General features: G+C 66.5%; 21 protein-coding genes and 3 tRNA genes. 18 read left to right on the top strand and 6 right to left on the bottom strand.

What is annotated here, in order from left to right; all coding sequences use genetic code 11:
- The first annotated feature begins 64 nt into the window (after positions 1 to 64).
- Entirely contained in the window at positions 65 to 1,021 is a 957-nt protein-coding gene (locus MKI84_RS01345) for an SLAC1 family transporter (RefSeq protein WP_483415922.1), read from the top strand.
- A gap of 20 nt (positions 1,022 to 1,041) precedes the next feature.
- Here MKI84_RS01345 and MKI84_RS01350 read toward each other — a convergent pair whose 3' ends face one another.
- Complete coding sequence (locus MKI84_RS01350; protein WP_241616174.1) at positions 1,042 to 1,824, bottom strand: SIR2 family NAD-dependent protein deacylase; 783 nt, start codon at positions 1,822 to 1,824, stop codon at positions 1,042 to 1,044.
- 71 nt (positions 1,825 to 1,895) lie between these two features.
- On the opposite strand from MKI84_RS01350, the gene MKI84_RS01355 reads away from it, so the two are divergent.
- From MKI84_RS01355 to MKI84_RS01370, 4 genes are all read left to right on the top strand, one after another.
- Positions 1,896 to 2,318, top strand: a complete 423-nt coding sequence (locus tag MKI84_RS01355; RefSeq protein ID WP_241616175.1) for a VOC family protein — start codon at positions 1,896 to 1,898, stop codon at positions 2,316 to 2,318.
- A 152-nt stretch (positions 2,319 to 2,470) separates the two neighbouring features.
- A tRNA-Glu gene (locus tag MKI84_RS01360) sits at positions 2,471 to 2,545 on the top strand.
- A gap of 499 nt (positions 2,546 to 3,044) precedes the next feature.
- Entirely contained in the window at positions 3,045 to 3,650 is a 606-nt protein-coding gene (locus MKI84_RS01365) for a cold-shock protein (protein WP_241616176.1), read from the top strand.
- A 233-nt stretch (positions 3,651 to 3,883) separates the two neighbouring features.
- Positions 3,884 to 4,402 carry a DUF192 domain-containing protein gene (locus MKI84_RS01370; protein WP_425353778.1) on the top strand — a complete coding sequence of 173 codons (519 nt, stop codon included), beginning with the start codon at positions 3,884 to 3,886 and terminating at the stop codon, positions 4,400 to 4,402.
- A 6-nt stretch (positions 4,403 to 4,408) separates the two neighbouring features.
- Here MKI84_RS01370 and MKI84_RS01375 read toward each other — a convergent pair whose 3' ends face one another.
- Entirely contained in the window at positions 4,409 to 6,064 is a 1,656-nt protein-coding gene (locus MKI84_RS01375; protein ID WP_241616177.1) for a glycosyltransferase family 4 protein, read from the bottom strand.
- Between the two features lie 449 nt (positions 6,065 to 6,513).
- Here MKI84_RS01375 and MKI84_RS01380 point away from each other — a divergent pair.
- From MKI84_RS01380 to MKI84_RS01420, 9 genes are all read left to right on the top strand, one after another.
- Positions 6,514 to 6,590: transfer RNA gene (locus MKI84_RS01380), tRNA-Pro, on the top strand.
- An 84-nt stretch (positions 6,591 to 6,674) separates the two neighbouring features.
- A complete protein-coding gene (locus MKI84_RS01385; RefSeq protein WP_241616178.1) occupies positions 6,675 to 6,980 on the top strand; it encodes an ETC complex I subunit in 306 nt (101 codons plus the stop codon).
- A 28-nt stretch (positions 6,981 to 7,008) separates the two neighbouring features.
- Positions 7,009 to 7,085 (top strand) — tRNA-Arg (locus tag MKI84_RS01390).
- A 139-nt stretch (positions 7,086 to 7,224) separates the two neighbouring features.
- The gene (locus MKI84_RS01395) at positions 7,225 to 7,623 is read left to right on the top strand and encodes a hypothetical protein (protein WP_241616179.1); all 399 of its coding nucleotides are present in this window, start codon (positions 7,225 to 7,227) and stop codon (positions 7,621 to 7,623) included.
- Positions 7,624 to 7,655: 32 nt separating this feature from the next.
- Positions 7,656 to 8,240, top strand: a complete 585-nt coding sequence (locus tag MKI84_RS01400; RefSeq protein WP_241616180.1) for a nucleoside 2-deoxyribosyltransferase — start codon at positions 7,656 to 7,658, stop codon at positions 8,238 to 8,240.
- 158 nt (positions 8,241 to 8,398) lie between these two features.
- On the top strand, positions 8,399 to 8,812 hold the full coding sequence (locus tag MKI84_RS01405; RefSeq protein WP_241616181.1) for a hypothetical protein: 414 nt from the start codon (positions 8,399 to 8,401) through the stop codon (positions 8,810 to 8,812).
- A gap of 189 nt (positions 8,813 to 9,001) precedes the next feature.
- Positions 9,002 to 10,261, top strand: a complete 1,260-nt coding sequence (locus MKI84_RS01410; protein ID WP_241616182.1) for an aminopeptidase — start codon at positions 9,002 to 9,004, stop codon at positions 10,259 to 10,261.
- 99 nt (positions 10,262 to 10,360) lie between these two features.
- Positions 10,361 to 12,487 carry an OmpA family protein gene (locus MKI84_RS01415; RefSeq protein WP_241616183.1) on the top strand — a complete coding sequence of 709 codons (2,127 nt, stop codon included), beginning with the start codon at positions 10,361 to 10,363 and terminating at the stop codon, positions 12,485 to 12,487.
- 3 nt (positions 12,488 to 12,490) lie between these two features.
- Complete coding sequence (locus MKI84_RS01420) at positions 12,491 to 12,631, top strand: hypothetical protein (RefSeq protein WP_241616184.1); 141 nt, start codon at positions 12,491 to 12,493, stop codon at positions 12,629 to 12,631.
- Between the two features lie 120 nt (positions 12,632 to 12,751).
- On the opposite strand, the gene MKI84_RS20605 is transcribed toward MKI84_RS01420, so the two are convergent.
- The gene (locus MKI84_RS20605; protein ID WP_281063180.1) at positions 12,752 to 14,938 is read right to left on the bottom strand and encodes a lytic transglycosylase domain-containing protein; all 2,187 of its coding nucleotides are present in this window, start codon (positions 14,936 to 14,938) and stop codon (positions 12,752 to 12,754) included.
- Positions 14,939 to 15,298: 360 nt separating this feature from the next.
- On the opposite strand from MKI84_RS20605, the gene dapA reads away from it, so the two are divergent.
- Positions 15,299 to 16,189 (top strand): 4-hydroxy-tetrahydrodipicolinate synthase, encoded by an 891-nt coding sequence (gene dapA, locus MKI84_RS01430; RefSeq protein ID WP_241616185.1) that lies wholly within the window; start codon positions 15,299 to 15,301, stop codon positions 16,187 to 16,189.
- Positions 16,190 to 16,229: 40 nt separating this feature from the next.
- The gene (smpB, locus tag MKI84_RS01435; protein WP_241616186.1) at positions 16,230 to 16,706 is read left to right on the top strand and encodes an SsrA-binding protein SmpB; all 477 of its coding nucleotides are present in this window, start codon (positions 16,230 to 16,232) and stop codon (positions 16,704 to 16,706) included.
- Positions 16,707 to 16,778: 72 nt separating this feature from the next.
- Here smpB and efp read toward each other — a convergent pair whose 3' ends face one another.
- On the bottom strand, positions 16,779 to 17,348 hold the full coding sequence (gene efp / locus MKI84_RS01440; RefSeq protein ID WP_241616187.1) for an elongation factor P: 570 nt from the start codon (positions 17,346 to 17,348) through the stop codon (positions 16,779 to 16,781).
- 126 nt (positions 17,349 to 17,474) lie between these two features.
- Here efp and epmA point away from each other — a divergent pair, with 126 nt between their 5' ends.
- On the top strand, positions 17,475 to 18,527 hold the full coding sequence (epmA, locus tag MKI84_RS01445) for an EF-P lysine aminoacylase EpmA (protein WP_241616188.1): 1,053 nt from the start codon (positions 17,475 to 17,477) through the stop codon (positions 18,525 to 18,527).
- Here epmA and MKI84_RS01450 read toward each other — a convergent pair whose 3' ends face one another.
- Together MKI84_RS01450 and MKI84_RS01455 are read right to left on the bottom strand one after the other, a co-directional pair.
- A complete protein-coding gene (locus tag MKI84_RS01450) occupies positions 18,528 to 19,187 on the bottom strand; it encodes a uracil-DNA glycosylase (RefSeq protein WP_241616189.1) in 660 nt (219 codons plus the stop codon).
- A 10-nt stretch (positions 19,188 to 19,197) separates the two neighbouring features.
- Entirely contained in the window at positions 19,198 to 19,821 is a 624-nt protein-coding gene (locus MKI84_RS01455) for a LabA-like NYN domain-containing protein (protein ID WP_425353779.1), read from the bottom strand.
- 219 nt (positions 19,822 to 20,040) lie between these two features.
- Between MKI84_RS01455 and rpoZ the strand changes: the two genes are divergently transcribed.
- Complete coding sequence (rpoZ, locus tag MKI84_RS01460; RefSeq protein WP_241616191.1) at positions 20,041 to 20,427, top strand: DNA-directed RNA polymerase subunit omega; 387 nt, start codon at positions 20,041 to 20,043, stop codon at positions 20,425 to 20,427.
- Positions 20,428 to 20,477: the final 50 nt, after the last annotated feature.

Genomic DNA, 20,477 nt, shown 5'->3' on the forward strand with positions numbered 1-20,477 from the left:
CCGCCACGCCCCTGCCGATACAGCGCAGGGCCGGCATTGCCCGGCGATAATACCGAGGCGCCTTGTGACATCCGTCCTTCTCACCATGCGGCCCATGTTCTTCGGCAGCGTGCTCGGCATTGGCGGCCTCGCCAATGGCTGGCGCGTCGCCTCCCGGCTCTGGGGCGTGCCCGTGGAGATCGGCGAGGGGCTGGCCTTGCTCGCCTTCGGGCTCTGGGCGCTCTGGTGCGTGCTCTATGCCGGCAAATGGCTGCGCTACCCGCAGGAGGCGCGCGCGGATCTGCGCCACCCGGTTCAGGCCCTGCTGGCGGCGCTGATCCCGGTGACCACGCTGATCGCGAGCATGGCGATCGGTCCGCATGTGCCGCTGCTCGGCTGGGTCATGTTCGCGGCGGGCGTGGCGGGTGTGGTGGTGTTCGCGGCGTGGAGCATTGGCGGGCTATGGCAGGGGGGCCGTGATGTCGCCCACACCACGGCCATTCTCTACATGCCGACGGTGGGCGGCGGGCTGGTGGCCGCGCTCGCCTGCGCCTGGTTCGGCCAGACCACGCTCGGCTGGATGTATTTCGGCCTCGGGCTGATTTCGTGGATGAGCATGGAATCGGTGCTGCTCAGCCGGCTGTTCAACCACGCGCTGCCGGTGGATCTGCGCGCGACGATGGGGGTGCATCTGGCGCCGCCGGCGGTGGCCTGCGTCGCCTATCTCATGCTCGATCCGGGACCGGCGAGCCCGGTGGCGCTGGCGCTTTTCGGCTATGGCTGCTTCCTGGCGCTGGTGATGATCCGGCTGGTGCCGTGGCTGCGCCAGCAACCCTTCGGGCCGGGCGCGTGGGCCTACACCTTCGGTGTTTCCGCCTTGCCGCTCGCCGCACTGCGCCTGGTCGAGAAGGGCGCCGGCGCGCCGCTCGCAATCATGGCGCTGCCGATGTTCGCAGTGGCCAACCTGATCATCGGCTGGATCGCCGCGCGCAGTCTCGTGCTGGTCTGGCGCTTTGTCGGCGATCTGTCGCGGGAGGCCTGAGCGCGAGGCCTGAGCGCACGTCACGGCAGCGGGCCGAGCTGTTCGGCGAGCGCGTCGAAGACGTCGCCGATCTCGGCGTGGATCACCAGATCCGCGATGTCGTCGAGTTCGGTCGCCTCGCGGTTGATGATCACCAGCGTCGCGCCGCCGCGCTTGGCCGCGACCGGGAAGCCGGCCGCCGGGTAGACCACCAGCGAGGAGCCGATGGCGAGGAACACGTCGCAGGCGCGCGTCAGCTCCCGCGCGCGGGCCATCGCCAGCCCCGGCATGGGCTGGCCGAAGGATATGGTCGCGGTCTTGATCGGGCCGTCGCAATGGGGGCAGTCTGGAGCGGTCCCGCCCGCCGCTTGGAATCGCTCGCGCACCCAGTCCAGTTCGAAGCGCGTATCGCAGCCGAGGCAGGTGGCATAGGTGCTGTTGCCATGGAGTTCGACCAGCCTGTCGTCCGGCACGCCGGAGGCCTGATGCAGCCCGTCAATGTTCTGGGTGACGATGCCGGCGAGGCGTCCCTCCTGCAGCAGGCGCGCCAGTGCCCGATGCCCGCGTGTCGGCCGCGCGCCGCCGAAGGCCGCCTCCATCTCGAAACGACGGCGCCACGCCTCGCTGCGCATCTCGTGGCTGCGCAGGAAGGCGTCGAAGTCGATCGGGCGGTTGCGGGTCCAGAGCCCGCCGGGCGAACGGAAATCCGGGATGCCGCTTTCGGTGGAAAGGCCCGCCCCGGTAAAGGCGACGCCGTTCCTCATGCCGCCGACGATGTCGGCAAGTTCAACGGCTGCGGCCTTGATGTCGTCGTTCTGGATCATATGCTGCACCCGCTTTCGCAACAGCCGGCTGGCCGGACAGGTCCATTCGAGGCGAACGTTTTGAGGAACACATGAAATATCTTCACACCATGGTCCGCATCACCGATATCGATGCCTCGCTGGATTTCTACTGCGACAAGCTCGGCCTCGTGGAAGTGCGCCGGCGCGAGTCGCCGCAGGGCCGTTTCACGCTGATCTTCCTCGCCGCGCCGGGGCAGGAAGGCATTGCCGAACTGGAACTGACCTATAACTGGGACCCCGAGACCTATGGCGAGGGCCGCAATTTCGGTCATCTGGCCTTTCGCGTCGACGATATCTACGCGACCTGCCAGAAGCTGATGGATGCCGGCATCACCATCAACCGCCCGCCGCGCGACGGGCATATGGCCTTCGTGCGCTCGCCCGACAACATCTCGATCGAACTTTTGCAGCGGGACGGCTCGCTGCCAGCCCAGGAGCCGTGGGCGTCGATGCCGAACACCGGAAAATGGTGAGGGCACCGCGCGAGGCATGACGCCGTAGCGCGGGAAAGCGGGGCTCCACGGCGCTTTGCCCCCGCGCCGGCGCGGGTTCGCAAGCCTGTGGATGAACCTGTCGGAGACGGCTTGTGTGAACCGGCCGTCGCCCCTATAAGGGCCTCGCCTGCGCGCCCTTCGTCTATCGGTTAGGACGCCACCCTTTCACGGTGGAGAGAGGGGTTCGACTCCCCTAGGGCGCGCCACTTCCGTACAAAACCGCGAACACCCGGCCGGGTGCTTCGGCTGGCGAGTGCGGCACCTTCCAGCACCGACCTTGATCCGTGGATGCGCACGACGCGCTGGTCGACGTCGACCGCATTGATCAGCGAGCGCGGATAGGCTTTGCGGCGATTATCGCGCTGTCCTCTCCAGCGCGCCTCCCATGCCGCGCTCGCCGTCGGCGTTTTTCCCGCCGCGGTGGTGGCTGCCGGTCTGATATCGCCAGCCAGATCCGCTCGGTGAAGCTCTGGATGCGGCCCCGATCGGCCGGCGGAACCGTTTGCGGTACTCGGGTAGGGTGGCGGATGGCGACCGGCAAGTATCGCAAAAGCCACAAGGAAAAGGCTGGAGCCGTTCTGAACCCGCGCCTCGAATCAATTTGGGTATTTTCGTGTCGGGATCGGGTGCTATGCTCGGGCGATCCAGAATCAAACAGCTTCGCCGGCTCGCGCCAGGGCGGAGCGTGTCGGGGGTGGCTGGCTGATGGTGTCCGACGGTTCACTGCCGCGATCAGGGCGTGTCGATCTGGGATCGACGGGTGACGATCTGGACGATGCCGCCACTGGCGTGGACGGCTCCCCCGTGCACATTGCCGGCACCATCAAGTGGTTCGACGTCTCCAAGGGTTATGGCTTCGTGGTGCCGGACAATGGCGGCAGCGACGTGCTGCTGCATGTCACCTGCCTGCGGCGCGGCGGCTTCACCACGGCGCAGGAAGGCGCGCGCGTGGTGTGCGAGGTGGTGGCGCGCGAGCGTGGCTTCCAGGCGCTGCGCGTGCTTTCAATGGACGAATCCACCGCGCTCCACCATTCCCAGCTCCCGCAGGCGCGCACCCATGTCGAGGTGCAGCCCACCGGCGGTTTCGAGCGGGCCTTCGTGAAATGGTTCAACCGCCTGCGCGGCTTTGGCTTTCTGTCGCGCGGGGAGGGCACGGAGGATATCTTCGTGCACATGGAGACGCTGCGCCGTCACGGCCTCACCGAGTTGCGGCCCGGCCAGATCGTGTTCGTGCGCTTCGGGCCGGGCCCCAAGGGGCTGATGGCCGCCGAGGTGCGGCCGGAAGGCTCGGCGGCGCCGTCGTCGCATTGATGTGCGTGTCGCATTGACGCCGTCATCGGCATTGACAGTCGGGCACCCGCCACCCGACGGCCGTCTGCCCCGCAAGACGTGAACGACTGACCGGGCCGGATCATGCTCCAACATGGCGCGCGGAAGGAACGGCCCCGCGCAGCGGTTGCGGCATGGGGGCGCCGGCCGACTGGCCGGCTTCGTTCACCGGGCCGTTTCGTTCAAAGGCAAAGCGCCGTCGGCGCACAGGCAAGATGATGCAGATCCGTTACCCGCAGCCCGGCATTCGCACCGCTTCCCTCCACCTCATCCCGCCATTCCTGCCGCAGATGGTGGCGGCCTTGCTGCTGGCCATTCTGATGGCGCTGGCGGCGACGGGGGCGCGCGCGGCGACCTTCGAGCCATTGGCGATCGACACCAAAAGCGGTCCGGTGACCTTTCAGGTCGAAATCGCCCAGAGCGCGGCGGAGCGGGCCAAGGGGCTGATGTACCGCAGCGAACTGGCGCCGGATGCCGGGATGCTGTTCGACTTCGATTATGACCAGCCAGTCTATATGTGGATGAAGAACACCTATATTCCGCTGGACATGCTGTTCATCCGCTCGGATGGGCGTATCGCCAGCATCGCGGCCAATACCGAGCCGCTATCCACTCGCACCATCGAATCCGGCGCCCCGGTGCGCGCGGTGCTGGAACTGCCGGCGGGCACCGCCAAGGCCAGGGGCATCGCGGTCGGGGACCGGGTGCGTCACCGGATGTTTCCCGAGAAGTGAGCCCGCTCAGGCGCTGAGCGAACTCTGGGTGTCCGGCGGCGTTCCATGCGCGGCCCCGGCGTGCGGCGCCATGTTCTGGCGGCGCGGCAGCGGAGTGAGCACCCGTGCGCCGGCCCGCCCGGCCTCGTTCGGGCCGCCCGTGCCGGCGCGCTCCGCCGTCAGCGTCCTGAGATGTTCGAGGATCAGCGCATTCTGCTGCTTGAGGCTGTCCACGTCGTCGGCCAGCCGGCCGAGCCGGGTCTCATTGTGCCGGCCGAGCTGCTCGATGGCGCGCACCAGCCCGAGATTGAGGCTGAACGCGACCCGGCGCAGCTGGCGGTAGGCGCGGCTGAAGAGGCTCCGCTTCTGCGGGAAGCCGTTTCGCCAGGTCGACTTGAAGAGGTCGCCGCCGCCATTTCCGGCCGCGCGCAGCAATGTGTCGAACGAGGCGAGGTCGTGGAGCGTCACCAGCCGGCCCGGCGCGTCGGCCGGCACGGAGCGGGCGATGGCGGCGATCTCGGGAGCAAGGCGGGGCGCGGTGGCGAGGGCCTCCAGCGCGACACCGGACAGGCGCTGAAGCACCGGATCCGCGGCGATCTCGGGGACCGCCTCTCCGGTTTCCCCGGCTTGCCCGGGATGGGACAGTGCGAGGAACAGACGGCGGGCGAGGGCGTCGTCGGAATAATGCGGCAGCACCTGCTGCTTCTGCCACCAGATGGTCGTGGCGCGCAGCGGCTGCTGGAGCGCGGCGACCACGCGCAGCGCCGCCGCTTCGTGATCGAGCTGGGCGATGGCCAGGGGATGGCGGGCGAGTTGCTCGGCCACGGCCGTCGAGCGCCAGCCCACGACCGGGAGCCCGAAGCGCATGGCCTCCAGCACCGGCAGGCCGAAACCTTCATGCTCCGACAGGCACACGAACACGTCGCTGCTGCAGTACAGCTCGTTCAGACGCTCCTCTGAGGCTTCCTTATGGTCGACGAGCGTGACGTCGAGAAGCTCGGCCAGCCGCCGGACCTCCTCGATATAGCCGGGCATGGACTGGTCGTGTCGGCCGACAAGGTGCAATTCCACCGGGCGGCCGGAAATGGCGCGGACATGGGCGGCGGTGGCGACGAGATGCTTATGGCCCTTATGCGGGACGAAGCGGCCGACGAACAGCAGCCGGATGGCATCGTCGGGCGTGCGCACCGGCGTCCGGCCGAGACGGCTGCGGATCGCCTCGATCTCGGCATCGCTCGCCCTGAGTAGCGGCGACACCGGATGCACCACATGCACGCGGTCCTCGGTCGCCCCGAACAGCCGCAACTGGGCGGCGGAGTAGTCGGAATTGGTCCAGATCGCGATATCGGTCTCGGCGATCAGCCGGCGCATGCTGACCAGCCCGCGCATCGTGTCGCCTGCGCTCGCGATCGAATAGGGCGCGAAAAACCACGGCGGCGTGTTGTTGTGCCAGCGCAGGATGCGGCGCGCCTTCAGCCGGATGAACTGATTGTCGAAGGCGGTCCAGCCATCGCACCAGTGATAGACCACGCACGCGTCCGGCGCGTCCTCGATCCAGGGTGCAAGCTCTTTAAGTGCGTGCGCTTCTCGCCCGTCCGGCAAGGTTCGATTAGGGTTCTTGCAGAAAAGCCGAACATCAAAACGGCGTTCGCTATCGTTCAGCAGCAGCATGTACTGCATCATGCAGTCGAATCCTATGGAATCCGACTTCTCATGGAGTGTATGTATAACGAGCGCAACTTTTAATCTACGCAACATTTTTCCACTGAGGTTGGAGGTTCCGCGCTCGCGCTGCCTTGTTTATTCTAATTTAAAAGTATTATCATCATCCCACTATTTGGTAAAATATTTGATTTGTTGGCGGAGTCAATTCTGTGTTAGCCGCCGATTCCTCGATTATGTCGCCACGCCGCTGACCCGGCCTCGGTCGGGCAGGGGCCGTCGGATGCGGGTGGGCGCCGTGTACTGCGGGAGAGTGTCGGGCGCGCGACACGCCGCGTCCGGCCGGGGATGTTGTCGGCGACTTTGCTCCCGACCCCTTGCCTTTGTCCGCCGCTCTGTGCCATTCCATTTTGCGGTCGATATGTTCGCAAGGAGCCGAAGGTCGTTGCACGGCAAACGGTTATGAATGGCGGGGCATAGCGCAGCCCGGTAGCGCGGAAGTTTTGGGTACTTCAGGTCGCAGGTTCGAATCCTGCTGCCCCGACCACGCAACCAGCCAAGCGCCGATGCATCGCCTGTCAGGACCGGAAGACGTGGCAGGCCGACGGCCGCGCAGGCGGGAGCGAGGGTCATGGTTGCACGCATTTACAAGCCGAGCCGGAACGCCATGCAGTCCGGCACCGCGAAGACCAAGCTCTGGGTTCTGGATTACGAGCCTGAAGAGGCCCGCCAGGTTGAGCCGCTGATGGGCTATACCAGCTCCGGCGACATGAAGAGCCAGCTGCGCCTGCGCTTCGAGAACAAGGAAGAAGCGATCGCCTATGCCGAGCGCCACGGCATCGCCTATCAGGTTCAGGAGCCGCGCGAGCCGGCCCGGCGCAAGATCGCCTATTCCGACAATTTCAGCTTCCGCCGCGTCGGGCAGTGGACGCACTGAGCGTCACTCGACCTGCCGCCTCGAACGGGGCCGCGTAGCTCAGCTGGATAGAGCAGCCGCCTTCTAAGCGGCAGGTCGCTGGTTCGAGCCCAGCCGCGGTCGCCATTCCCGCCGGTCGTTTTGACCACCCCGCCGGCCGCCACGCGGCACCGCCTTTCGCGCGGTGCCTGTTCATGGAGCGGCCCGGTTGTCAGGTGACGTGCCCAGGGGCCGTCCACCATCCGCGACGACAGGAGAGCATCGCGTGAAAACATCCCCCTTCGTGGTCCTCGCCCTGATCGGCCTCTCGACCGCCGGATGCGTTACCGCCTCGCAGCAGGAGCAGCAGAGCAAGGAGAACCTGCTGGCCGCAGCGGGCTTCCAGATGCGCCTTGCCGACACGCCTGCCCGTGTCGCCTCGCTCAAGGCGATGCCGGCCAACCAGTTCGTGGTGAAGAGCCAGAACGGGCAGCCGGTCTATCTCTATGCCGATCCCGTCGCGTGCGGCTGCGTCTATTACGGCAGCCAGAATGCCTTCACCGCCTATCAGCAGATGGTGTTCCAGCAGCGCATCATGAGCGAACAGGAAATGACGGCGATGATGAACCAGCAGGCGGCGTTCGATTTCGGCGTCTGGGGTGATCCGCTGGTGCCGATGTACTGACGCCGCGCCCCGCGTTTCGCGAGAACTGGCTCATGCCTGCCCACAAGGTCTATCTGGCCGGCCCCGAAGTGTTTCGGCCCGACGCGAAGGCGGAGGGCGCGCGGCTTAAGGCGTTGTGCGAGGCGGCGGGCATTGAGGGGCTTTATCCGTTCGATGCCGGCGACGCCGATATCCGGCGCGGCTGCATCGGGCTGATCCACCGCGCCGATGCGATGGTTGCCAATATCTCGCCGTTCCGCGGCCACCACATGGATCCCGGCACGGCGTTCGAGATCGGCTATGCGCAGGCGCTCGGCAAGCCGGTCTATTTGTGGTCGGCCGATCCGCGGGCGCTGGCCGCGCGCATTCCGGCCCATGAGGAGCCCGGCCGCGATGTTGACGGCCACCTGATCGAGGATTTCGGCAAGGCCGAGAACCTGATGATCGTGCCCGATGGCGCCCATGTCTGGGCAAGCGCGGAGGAGGCGATCGCCGAGGCCGGCCGCCGCGTGTCGCATGGCGCGCTCAACCGCCAGCTCCAGCGCGAGACACGTCGCTCCGTGGTCATCGCCTTCGGCATCGCCATCGCCGTAGCGTTCGGCGCGAGCTTCGTGGTCAATTATCTGGTCGGCTGGTAGATCGGACCAAAGAGGCAGGTTTTTTCGTACCTTTCTCGAAAAGGGCGCGGTTCTCGCTCCCGTTCTCAGGGAACCAACATGGTTTTCCGTTCGTTAATCATGCGAAACGGCGAGGAAGTCTTTCCCGCCACATGACATGAACAGGACGGAGAAAAGATATGCGCAAGCTCATCCTTGCTTCCGCGACCCTGAGCATTCTCGCCATCGGCGCTGTTGCCAACGCCCATGCGGATGGACGCGAGAAGAGCGAACGCCAGGCCTTTGTGCGCACCCAGCAGGAAAGCGCCGCCAATGTGCGCGGCGAAGTGTGGCTCGGCCCCGGCAACACTGTGCCGGCCTACAGCGTCGGCACGATGTATGAGGTGGAGCGGGTCTATACTCCCGCGCCGGCCTATGAGGGCCGCACCTATTATGTCCAGCCCGAGCCGATGGTCGAGGTCCCGTTCCCGGTCGAATCGCAGATGTACCGCAACCACCGGCCGATCGACGACTACAACTCGGCTTGGTACCAGCCCGGCGATGCGGCGATCATCAAGCAGCAGATCAAGGACCAGCGCGGGCAGGGCAAGTAGCCCTCAGGCGGCAAGCCGACCTGAGCGCAGGGTTTCCAGCACGATCATCGACAAGGAGGGCGGGCCATCGGCTCGCCCTTTTCTGCGGCGATAACCTCGTCCGGCAACTTGGCCTTGACGCTTCGCCGCCGACGCACCTTGAATGCGCTCCGACCGCGCGGCGTGGGCCGCGACTTTTCGGAGACGAGCATGAACAAGCACGCTGGCCACCCCACCGAGCCTCTCACTCATGATGAGCGCCTCGACCGGCTCGGCCGCGTGGCGGTCGAAGTCGGGCTTGGCCTGCGCGCTGGCCAGGAACTGGTGATCACCGCTTCGCTCGATGCCCTGCCGCTGGTGCGTCGCATCACCGAGCACGCCTATAAGGCGGGCGCGAGCCTCGTCACCACGCTGTTCAATGATGAGGAAGCCGCCCTGATGCGCTTCCGCAGCGCGCCCGATGACAGCTTCGACCGCGCCACCGGCTGGCTCTATGAGGGCATGGCCAATGCCTTCAAGAATGGCGCGGCCCGGCTGGCGATCTCCGGCGAAAATCCGTCGCTGCTGGCCAATGAAGACCCGGAAAAGGTCGCCCGGGCCAATCGTGCGCGCTCGCGTGCCTATATGCCCGCGCTCTCGCTGATCGCGGGTTTCGACATCAACTGGACCATCGTTTCGTACGCCTCGCCGGCCTGGGCGCGGACCATGTTCCCCGACGACCCGGAGGAGATCGCCGTCGCCAAGCTCTGGCACGCGATCTTCGCCGCCTCGCGCGTCGACACGCCCGATCCGGTGGCCGCGTGGCAGGAGCATAACGAACAGCTCTCGACCTCGACCGCCCGTCTCAATGCCAAGCGCTATGCCGCGCTGCGCTTCCGCGGGCCGGGCACCGACCTCACGGTCGGGCTCGCCGACGATCATGAATGGGCGGGCGGCGCGTCGGTGGCGAAGAACGGCATCATCTGCAACGCCAATATTCCCACCGAGGAGGTCTTCACCACCCCGCATCGGCTGCGGGTGGATGGCTATGTCGCCTCCACCAAGCCGCTGTCGTATCAGGGCACGCTGATACAGGACATCGCGGTGCGCTTCGAGGGCGGCGCGATCGTGGAAGCCTCGGCACGGACCGGCCTCGACGTGCTCAACAAGGTGCTGGACACCGACGAGGGTTCGCGCCGGCTCGGCGAGGTGGCGCTGGTGCCGCATTCCTCGCCGATCTCGAAAAGCGGCCTGCTGTTCTACAACACCCTTTACGACGAGAACGCCGCCAGCCACATCGCGCTCGGTCAGTCCTACTCGAAGTGCTTCGTCAATGGCGCCAGCCTCACGCCCGACGAACTGGCGGCACGCGGCGCCAATTCCAGCCTCATCCACATCGACTGGATGATTGGCTCGGGCCAGATCGACGTCGACGGCCTCGACGCGGAGGGTCGCGCCGAGCCGGTGATGCGCGCGGGCGAATGGGTTTGACGGCCACACGCGCGGCGGGCGGCGTTCCCATAAACCGGCTTCCTGATGTCGAGGAACTATGATGAACTCACCCACCGTCACGACCGGACCGGAACGGCCGTGAAACGGGAGAACGTACCGATGTGCCGCTGGCGCTCCTGGTGGAAGGGGCTTCCTCCGCTCGCGCTGCTTGTCGCGGCGGCGGTCCTGCTGGCGCGCGACCCGGTCGAGCATCATCTAGCCGCGCGCTCGGAGACGCTTCTGGTCGATATCGGCGAATCCTGGGCGCGGGCGCGGTTCGAGGGACGGGACGCGCTGCTGGAGGGCGAGGCGCTCTCCGAGGAGGCGCGGATCAAGGTGCGCGCCGAACTCGGTCGGCTGTTCGGCGTGCGGCAGGTGGAAGATCGCACCACCCTGCTGCCGGAACGCCGTCCTTTCACCTTCACGGCCATTCGCGACGGCTCGAAGCTGCATCTGGAGGGCTATGTGCCCTCACGCTATGCCCGCAAGCGCATCGCCGAGGCGGCCGAGCAGCTGGCGCCGGGCATGATCGTCACCGGCGAGCGGGAACTGGTCCGCGCGCGCGGCGGTCCGGCCGGCGATTTCGCCGGCGTGGTGATCTTCGGTCTGGAGCAACTCGCCAAGATGCCGGCCGGCCGCATTATCATCTCCGACGATTCTTTCTCGATCGAGGGCAGGGCGCCGGATTTCGTCACCTATGACGCGCTCGAGGTTACGGTCCGCAGCGAGCTGCCGGCCGACGCCAAGCTGGCGCGCTTCGCCGTTTTGCCGCCGATCGCCGACCCTTTTGTCTGGTCGGCGCAGCGTGAGGGCGACGGCGTGCGCCTCTCCGGCTATATCCCGCTCGGCGATGCCAGGCGCTCCCTGCTTGATGCGGTGCGCGGCGCGGTGCCGGGTTCGGCGATCTCCGACCAACTCCGCCTCGCCGACGGCGCCCCGCCGACCGATGGCTGGCTGAAGGCCGTGTCCTTCGCGCTCGCCCAGCTCGGCAAACTGCCGGATGGCAAGGTGACGCTGAACGGAACCACCATCGTCATTGAAGGTTCCGCGCGCGATTTCGCCGACTATGACGCGCTGGCCGGCGCGCGCCGTGGCGTACCCGAGGGCTATACGCTGACCCGGTTCGCCGTCGAGCCGCCACGGGTAAATCCCTTTGTGTGGAGTGTGTTGCGGGGCACGGGCGGGCTGCGGCTCACCGGCTACGCACCGTCCGAGGATGCCAAGAGGCTGGTGCTCGACGCGATGCGCGCCAGCTTCCCCGGCGAGCAGGTGAGCGACGAGATGCGCATCGGCGGCGGCGGGCCGGGGCCCGAGGATTGGGTCAATGCCACGGTCTTCGGCGTCGGCCAGCTCGGCCGGCTGCGCACCGGCGCGGTGCAGGGGAAGGGCAGTGTCCTGTCCATTTCCGGCGAGGCGCAGGACGCAGCCGCCTACGCTGCCGTCAGGGCCGCCCTTGAAAAGGCGCCGCCGCGCGGCTTCTCGCTGGCGCGCGACGTCCGCCCGCCCGTGGTTTCGCCCTATGTGTTCGCCATGCGCAAGGATCAGGAAGGGCTGACGCTGTCAGGCTTTTTTCCGCAATCGGCCGATCATGAGCGACTGGTCGTCGCCGCCAAGCCACTCCTGCTCGGCGGGCCGGTGAACGACGTGTCCGCCATGGCGCAGGGCGCGCCCGATGGCTTCACCGAGGCGGTGCGGGTAACCCTGTATGAGCTGGCGCGGCTTGATGCCGGCGAAGCGCGCTTCGACGACGGCAAGCTGCGCCTGACCGGTACCGCGCTCTATCCGGCGGCGGTCGGCCAGATCCGCGACACTCTCACGGCCGTGCTTCCACCGGGTTTCGAGGTTGAGGTCAGCCTCGACGTCGCGCCACGTCGCGAGAGCCTCGACACCGCCTCCTGCGAGAGGGCGGTGGCGGACCTGTTGGCGCGTGGCGCCATCGTCTTCGTGGACGCCACGGCGCAGCTCGATCCCGCCAGCAGGGGCCTGCTCGATCATGTCGCTGCGGCGGCGGCGAACTGTCCGGACGCGCTGATCTCGATCTCGGTGCGCGCGCGCGACGGCAGCGCCGCGCTGACCGAGGCGCGGGTCAAGACGCTGACCACCTATCTCGCGCAGGCCGGCATTGCGCCGGAGCGGCTCATCACCGACACGCTCGGCACCGTGGCGGTGCAGGCCTGGCCCGACGGCGTGCCCGGGCAGGCCGGCATACAGTTGATCGTGAGGTAGAGCATGTGGTTTCTGGCGCTGGAGCTCTGGCCCTATCTGATCGGCGCGCTGGCCATCGGCGTGATCACCGGCTGGCTGGGCGGCTGCGCGCCGTCCATGCGTCCCGGCGTCGGGGATGACGCGGACCGGAAGGGCGCCCGATGAGCATGTTCATCATCGAGACGGCGGCACTGTTGCTGGTGGCCTACATCTTCGGCTGCGCGGCCGGATGCTGGATGCGCCGGTCTTTTGACCGGCGCGTCTGACGGCGGTCCTTCAGCGCGCTTACAGACGCGCGCCGCGCAGGTCCGCCTCGATCTGCAGCGTGGCACGCGAGCCGAAGCGGGACTTGTAGACCTGCGCATTCTCCATCACCCGCTGCACATAGTTGCGGGTCTCGGAGAAGGGGATGCGCTCTACCCAGTCGATCGGGTCGACATTGGGATCGCGCGGGTCGCCATAGGCCTGAATCCATTTGGAAACATTGCCGCGCCCGGCGTTGTAGCCGGCGAAGGTCAGCACGTAATTGTCGTGATAATTGTCCAGCAGGCTGCGCAGCTCAGCGGCGCCGAACTGCACGTTTGTGGCGGGATCGGAGCGCAGCTTCACGGCATCGAGCTTGACGCCGGTGCGGTTGGCGATGGTGCGGCCGGTGGCCGGCATCACCTGCATCAGCCCGCCGGCGCCGGCGCTGGACACGGCGGAGGTGTGGAACATGCTCTCCTGCCGCGTAATCGCATAGATCAGCGCCGGGTCCACCGGCTCGGCGATCGGCCGGAATTTGGGAATGCCCTGCGTGGGGAAGGCTTCCGCTTCCAGCGCCATGCCGCGATTGAGCGCGACCTTCCCGATCGTGGTCTGGGTGCGCGCATCCCCGCTGCTGCGCGCGAGTTCCGCCAGCAGGCCGAGTTGCGCCGCATCGGGCAGGCGCTCGGCCAGGTCATAGGCCAGCGCGAGGGCGAGGTTGTCCTTGTCGATCTTTTCCAGCAGCCTGAAGATCTGCACGCCTTCGTCGCGGGCGAAGGCTGCGCGCTGGGCGGCATTGGCCTGCGGCGCAGAGCGTACCTTCACGTCGGGCTTGCCGAGCCGGGCGCGGGCGAGCTGCCCGTAATAGGCGGTGCTGTAGCCGGCCGCGATCTCATACTGCGAGCGGGCATTGGCGGTGCTGCCGAGCGCCTCGAAGGTCCGGCCCTGCCAGTAGAAGCCGCGGGAAACCGTGGCGGGGTGGGTCTGGCCTTCGGCGACACGGACGAAGTGCTGCTGCGCGGTCTTCGGATCATTGAGGAAGCGCAGCGCGATCCAGCCCGACATGAAGTGCTGGTCGGCGATATAGTGTTCGTTCTCCGCCAGTGCTCCGCTGGAGGCTACCTTGTAGGCGGTGCGCGGGTCGCCGGCGTCGAGCAGGCGGCGCGTCATCAGGCGGCGCTCGATCCACCACTCGTCGGTGTCGACAAGCAGCGCGGGGTCCTTCGGCGCGGCGAGCAGCGCCCGAGCCGCAGTTGCGTCATCGCCGGCGCGACGCGCGATCTTGGCCTGGGTGTAGAGATAGGCGGGATCCGAACGCAGTGACGCGGGGACCGCCGCGAACAGCTTGGCCGGATCGCCGCCCTTCGAGAACAAGGCGATGCGTGCCTTGGCCAGCGCGGTGACATCGCCACCCGCGCGCTGGGCGGCGCGCAGGCCGCGCACGGCGTCCTCGGCATAAAGCTGCTTGTCGGCGCGGTACTTGTGGTCAGCGCGGGTCAGCAGGCCGCCGAATTCGACCATCACGGTCGCCTCGACATCCTCGGACAGCGCGTCTTCGCGCCAGGCGTCCTTGAGCCAGGCCGTGCCGGCCTTCTGGTCGCCGCTGGCAAACAGAGCGCGGGCGAGGGCGATCTTGCCTTCGCCCGAATAGGGCCGCAGCTCACCGAAGAAGGCGAGGATCACATCCGGTGACTTGTTCTCGACATAGAGCAGATATTCCAGCCGCCGGCGCAGTACCACGGGGGTCGGGAGCGTGGGGTGGGCGCGCAGGATCGCGACCGCCCGGTCGAAGCCGACGTCGCGCGCCGTCACCCGCAGGGCGAGCCAGCGCACCAGCGCCTGCTGGCCGGGATCACGCAGATTGTCGGCGATGCTCAGCGCTTCGGCGGACTGGCCCTTCTCGACCAGGCTCACCGCGCGCTGCATGTCGCCAAGATTGCCGGAGAGCGCAGGCGCAGCCATTGCGAAGCCGCTGGCGGCCATCGGCGCGACCGCACCGGCCAGCGCGGGCTTGGCCGTGGGCCGGATGACCGGCTTGGCCGGCGGCTTTGCCGGTGCCGGCTTGGCGGCAGCCTGCTTGGTTGCCGGCTTCTGCGGCGGACGCGGGACGGAACTCGATGCGGCGAGGGAGGGCGTGAACCCGGCGGTCGACGCCAGCAGCAAGGCGACGAGCGGAGCGGCCGCACGAAACGGACGGCGACGCGACGGGTTGGAGCTCTGGCTCATGACAATACGCACTCCCGGCAAACAGACGCTTGAAACGTTCCGGCCCTTGGGCCAACCCGTGAGGGGCTACGTCTGCCCTAGTTGTCTCGCGATCTTATTGACGAATTGCTAACCACAACCCCGTGGATGGCAAGGCCGTGGCCATTACGCAACGGTTGTAGCTTCCGAAGCCGACGAAACCGGGGCAGGGTGCCGCATCCCGGGCGCTTTGCCAAGTTTGGCAGGGCAGCGCCATGACAGCGGCGCAACAATGCCCTTTCTTCCGCCGCGCCGACGCGATATCTGATGCCCCCTTCGCCCGCGCGCGTCGTTCGCGTTGCGGCCGATGGACATCGAGAAAAAAGAGACCAGGAGCACGCCATGCCTCCCCAGACACCCTTTCGTGGTTCCTTTACGGCTCTCGTGACGCCGTTCCGCGACGGTGCGCTGGACGAGAAAGCGCTGCGCGGGCTGGTGGAATGGCAGATCGAGGAAGGCATCCATGGCCTTGTCCCGGTCGGCACCACCGGCGAGAGCCCCACGGTCTCCCATGATGAGCACAAGCGGGTCGTCGAATGGACCATCGCGCAGGCGAAGGGCCGAGTGCCCGTAATCGCCGGTGCGGGCTCCAACAACACGATCGAGGCCATCGATCTCGCCCGCCATGCCGAGAAGGCGGGGGCGGATGCGGTGCTCGTGGTGACGCCCTATTACAACAAGCCCGGCCAGGAGGGCATGTACCAGCACTACAAGGCCATCGCCGAGGCGATCACGATTCCCGTCATCATCTACAACATTCCCGGCCGCTCGGTCGTGGACATGTCGGTTGAGACGATGACGCGGCTGTTCGAGATCAAGAACATCACCGGCGTGAAGGACGCGACCGCCAATCTGGTGCGCGTCAGCCAGCAGCGCCAGGCGATGGGCCCGGGCTTCAACCAGCTCTCCGGTGAGGACCCGACCGCGCTGGCCTTCATGGCCCATGGCGGAGACGGCTGCATCTCGGTCGCCTCCAACGTGGCGCCGAAGCTGTGCTCGGATCTGCTCAACGCCTGCATTGCCGGCGACTACGCCAAGGCTCTGGAGCTTCAGGACCGGCTGTTCCCGCTGTTCCAGGCGCTGTTCGTTGAAACCAACCCGAGCCCCACCAAATATGCGCTAAGCGTTCTCGGCAAGATCAAGGACGAGGCGCGCCTTCCGATGGTTCCGGTGAGCGAGAAGACCAAGGAAATCGTTCAGGCCGCGATGCGGCATGCCGGACTGATCAACTGAGGCCGGGCGGAGCTCACGCTCCGGCACGGAGCTGAGTGAAATGGCCGAAAAGAAAAAGAGTCTACCCCGCAAGGTGGTTGCAGAGAACCGCCGAGCCCGTTTCGACTTCGACATCGGTGAGGTGTTCGAAGCCGGTATCGCCTTGTCCGGTACGGAGGTGAAAAGCCTGCGCGACGGCAAGGCGACCGTGGGCGAGAGCTATGTCTCGGCCAAGTCGGGCGAAGCCATCCTCTACAATTCCTACATCCCCGAATATCTCCAGGCCAATCGCTTCAACCATGAGCCGCGACGCCCGCGCAAGCTGCTGCTCCACATGCGGGAGATTGCCAAGCTGTGGCAGGCGGTGGAGCGCGAGGGCATGACCGTGGTGCCGCTGCGCATCTATTTCAACGAGCAGGGCCGGGCCAAGGTCGAGCTTGCCATCGCGCGCGGCCGCAAGGCGCACGACAAGCGTGAGGCGGCGAAGGAGAAGGACTGGAACCGCGACAAGCAGCGCCTGATGCGCGACCGCGGCTGATGGACCTGCGCTGATTCAACAAAAAAGCCCGGCACTTGGCCGGGCTTTTTCATGTTTATTGAGAGCGCCGGCTCAATCCTTGGCGCGTTCCACATAGGAGCCGTCCGCCGTCATCACCACGATGCGGGTGCCGATGCCGATATGCGGGGGAACCGCCGAGCGCACACCGTTGGACAGCACCGCCGGCTTGTAGGACGAGGAGGCGGTCTGCCCCTTCATCGCCGGCTCGGTCTCGACCACTTCCAGCGTCACGCGCTGCGGCAGTTCGATGGCGATGCCGTTGCCATCGTGCATCTTCAGCATGACCTGCATGCCTTCCTGCAGATACGGCGCCTGATCGCCCACCACGTCCGGGTGCACCGCGACCTGGTCGTAATTGTCGGGGTTCATGAAGTGGAAGCCCTCGCCGTCCGAATACAGGAAGGTGTAGGGGCGATCCTCGACATGGGCGCGCTCCACCTGCTCGGTGGTGCGGTAGCGCTCGGAGATCTTCACGCCGTCGGAAATGCGGCGCATGTCGAGCTGGGTCACCGGCGTGCCCTTGCCGGGGTGGATGTTGTCGGCGGTGAGCACGACATAGAGCCTGCCGTCGATGTCGACCACGTTGCCCTTGCGCAGCGTGCTGGCGATGACCTTGACCATGCGGTCCTCTGGCTGTTGGGTGCTCGCCTTGCGCGCACCGGGATTCACGTTGGCGGTTCCTATACTCGCGCGCCCGCCTTCCGCCAACCCCGCCCGTTGCGTCCCGTCTAACTGCCGGAGCCTGCCATGCCGTCCTCTCCCGCCGCGTCGCCCTGGTGGTCCCGCGAGCGCCACGCCGACCGGCGCCCGTTCCTGCTGGCACGGCAGAAGGTGATGGCGGCGCTGCGTGGCTTCTTTGAGGAGCGGGATTTCATCGAGGTGGAGACGCCGATCCTTCAGGTGTCGCCGGGCAACGAGACCCATCTCAAGGCGTTCGCGACCGAGCTGGAAGCGCCGGATGGCGAGCGCGCGGTACGCTATCTGCACACCTCGCCGGAATTCACCGCCAAGAAGCTGCTGGCGGCGGGCGAGGAACGGCTGTTCACCTTCGCCCGGGTGTTCCGCAATGGCGAGCGCACGGCTCTGCACCATCCCGAGTTCACCATGCTGGAATGGTATCGCGCGGGCGAGAATTACGAGGCGCTGATGGCCGATTGCGCCGCATTGCTGGCGCTCGCGGCGCAATCGGCGGGCAGTCGGCGCTTTGCCTTCGGCGGCGTCGAGGCCGATCCGTTCGCTGACCCGGAGCGGCTGACGGTCTGCGCGGCGTTCGCGCGCCATGCCGGCATCGACCTGATGGCGACGCTGGGCGAGGGCGGGGAAAATGACCGGGACGGATTGTGGCGCGCTGCCCGCGAGGCCGGCATCCGCGTCGCGCAGGATGACAGCTGGGCGGACGTGTTCACCCGCGTGATGGTGGAAAAGATCGAGCCGCATCTGGGGCGAGGGCGGGCGACAATCCTGTACGAATATCCGGTGTCGGAGGCCGCGCTGTCGCGGCCGAAGCCCGGCGATGCCCGCCTTGCCGAGCGCTTCGAGTTCTATGTCTGCGGGGTGGAACTCGCCAATGCCTTTGGCGAACTGACGGATGCAGGGGAGCAGCGGCGCCGCTTTATCGCGTGGATGGACGAGAAGGAGCGCATCTATGGCGAACGCTATCCGCTGGACGAGGATTTCCTCGCCGCGCTCGCGTTGATGCCGGAAGCCTCCGGCATCGCGCTCGGCCTCGACCGGCTGGTGCTGCTGGCGAGCGGGGCGCGGCGCATCGAGGATGTGCTCTGGGCGCCGGTCGCGCCCTGATCACCCCAGCGTGTCGATATGCGCCCGCACTTTGGCGAAGACGGCGTGGAACATCTCGGTCGTCAGCACGCCGGTGTTCGTGTTGTAGCGGGAGCAGTGATAGCTATCGAACAGCACCACGTCCTTGATCCGATGCACCGCGCCATGCGCGAATTTGTGGTGCGACAGCTTCTCGCCATGGGCGGCAAGCACCTGGTCATGGGCGATCTTTCCCAGCGCCACGATAGCGCCGAGGCGCGGCAGGCGGTCGATGGTGGCCGAGAGGAAGGGCCGGCAGGTGCGCATCTCTTCCGTGGTCGGCTTGTTCTCGGGCGGCACGCAGCGCACCGCATTGGTGAGGCGGGCATCGAGCAATTGCAGGCTGTCGTCCGGGCGCGCCTCGAAGCGGCCGGTGGCGAAACCGAAGCGGATCAGCGTGCTGTAGAGCAGTTCTCCGGCATAATCGCCGGTGAACGGGCGCCCTGTGCGGTTGGCCCCGCGCAGCCCCGGCGCGAGACCGACGATCAGCAGCCGCCCGTCCTCCGGCCCGAAGGACGGGACGGGGGCGTTGTGCCAGCCGGGCTCATTGGCGCGCCACAGTTCCCGGAACGCGACCAGCCGCGGACATAGCGGGCAATCGCGTCCCGGCTCAGCGGGCGCGCGGGCAGTGGAGAGGCTCATGCGGCGGTTCTCAGGACGTCGAAAGCTCGTCGTCATCCTCGTTCGAGGGTGGCGCGGTCCGACGCTCCAGGAAACGCGGGGTCTCCTGCATCCGCCCCGACCGCTCCGACGGATCGCGGCCGATTCGACTCTGAAGATCCACCAGGTCGATGAAGGTATCGGCCTGACGGCGCAGCTCGTCGGCGATCATCGGCGGCTGGGTGTTCACGCTCGACACCACGCTGACGCGAACGCCCTTGCGCTGCAGCGCCTCGACCAGCGAGCGGAAATCACCGTCACCGGAGAAAATCACGATGTGATCGACATGAGCGGCCACCTCCATCGCGTTGACCGCGAGTTCGATGTCCATGTTGCCGCGAAGACGACGGCGGCCCTGCGAATCGGTGAATTCTCGGGCCGGCTTTGTAATGACTGAGTAGCCATTATAGCCAAGCCAGTCCAGCAACGGCCGAATGGAGGAGTACTCGGTATCTTCAACCAGTGTCGTATAGTAAAAGGCGCGCAAGACATAGCCGCGCGATTCGAATTCACGCAAAAGGCGCTTGTAATCAATATCGAACCCGAGCGACTTTGTCGCAGAGTAAAGATTTGCGCCATCTATAAAAAGTGCAATCTTTTCCATTCCGTTTATCATTTTGGGCGGTATCCGGAAATTTTATGTGCCGTTTTTGCTTCGGTTCCCGCAACACGAAGCGGCTCCTACCCCGAACATACTCATAGCGCATTTATGGCGTGCGCAAGGGAACGATTTTACAAACCCTCCCAAAGTCGTGTTCCAGCGTAAGGCTTGCCCTTGATGAGCTGATCGTTTATTGCAGCGCCTTTCCAGTTCCACCGACAGGAGTGCCGAGGCATGGCTCGCGTCACCGTCGAGGATTGCATCGACAAGGTCGACAATCGCTTCGAACTCGTACTGCTCGCGGGTCATCGTGCCCGCATGATCGCGTCCGGCTCGCCGATCACCGTGGATCGCGACAACGACAAGAATCCCGTCGTCGCGCTGCGCGAGATCGCCGACGAGACGATTTCTCCCGAGGACCTCAAGGAGGACCTCATCCACTCGCTGCAGAAGTTCACCGAGGTGGACGAGCCCGAGCCGGAGACTGTGCCGATGATCGCCTCCAGCGAGGGCGGCGCGGACGATTCGGACGTCATGCTCGACCGCATGACCGAGGAAGAGCTGCTGGCCGGCCTTCAGGGCCTGGTGCCGCCCGAGCCGAGCGACGACGACGAGGGCTGAGCGTCTTTCCACGCTGTTCGACCCATCCACTGATGCGCAAGGCCCGGTTT

Source organism: Ancylobacter gelatini (assembly GCF_022601675.1).
Taxonomy (GTDB): Bacteria; Pseudomonadota; Alphaproteobacteria; order Rhizobiales; family Xanthobacteraceae; genus Ancylobacter; species Ancylobacter gelatini.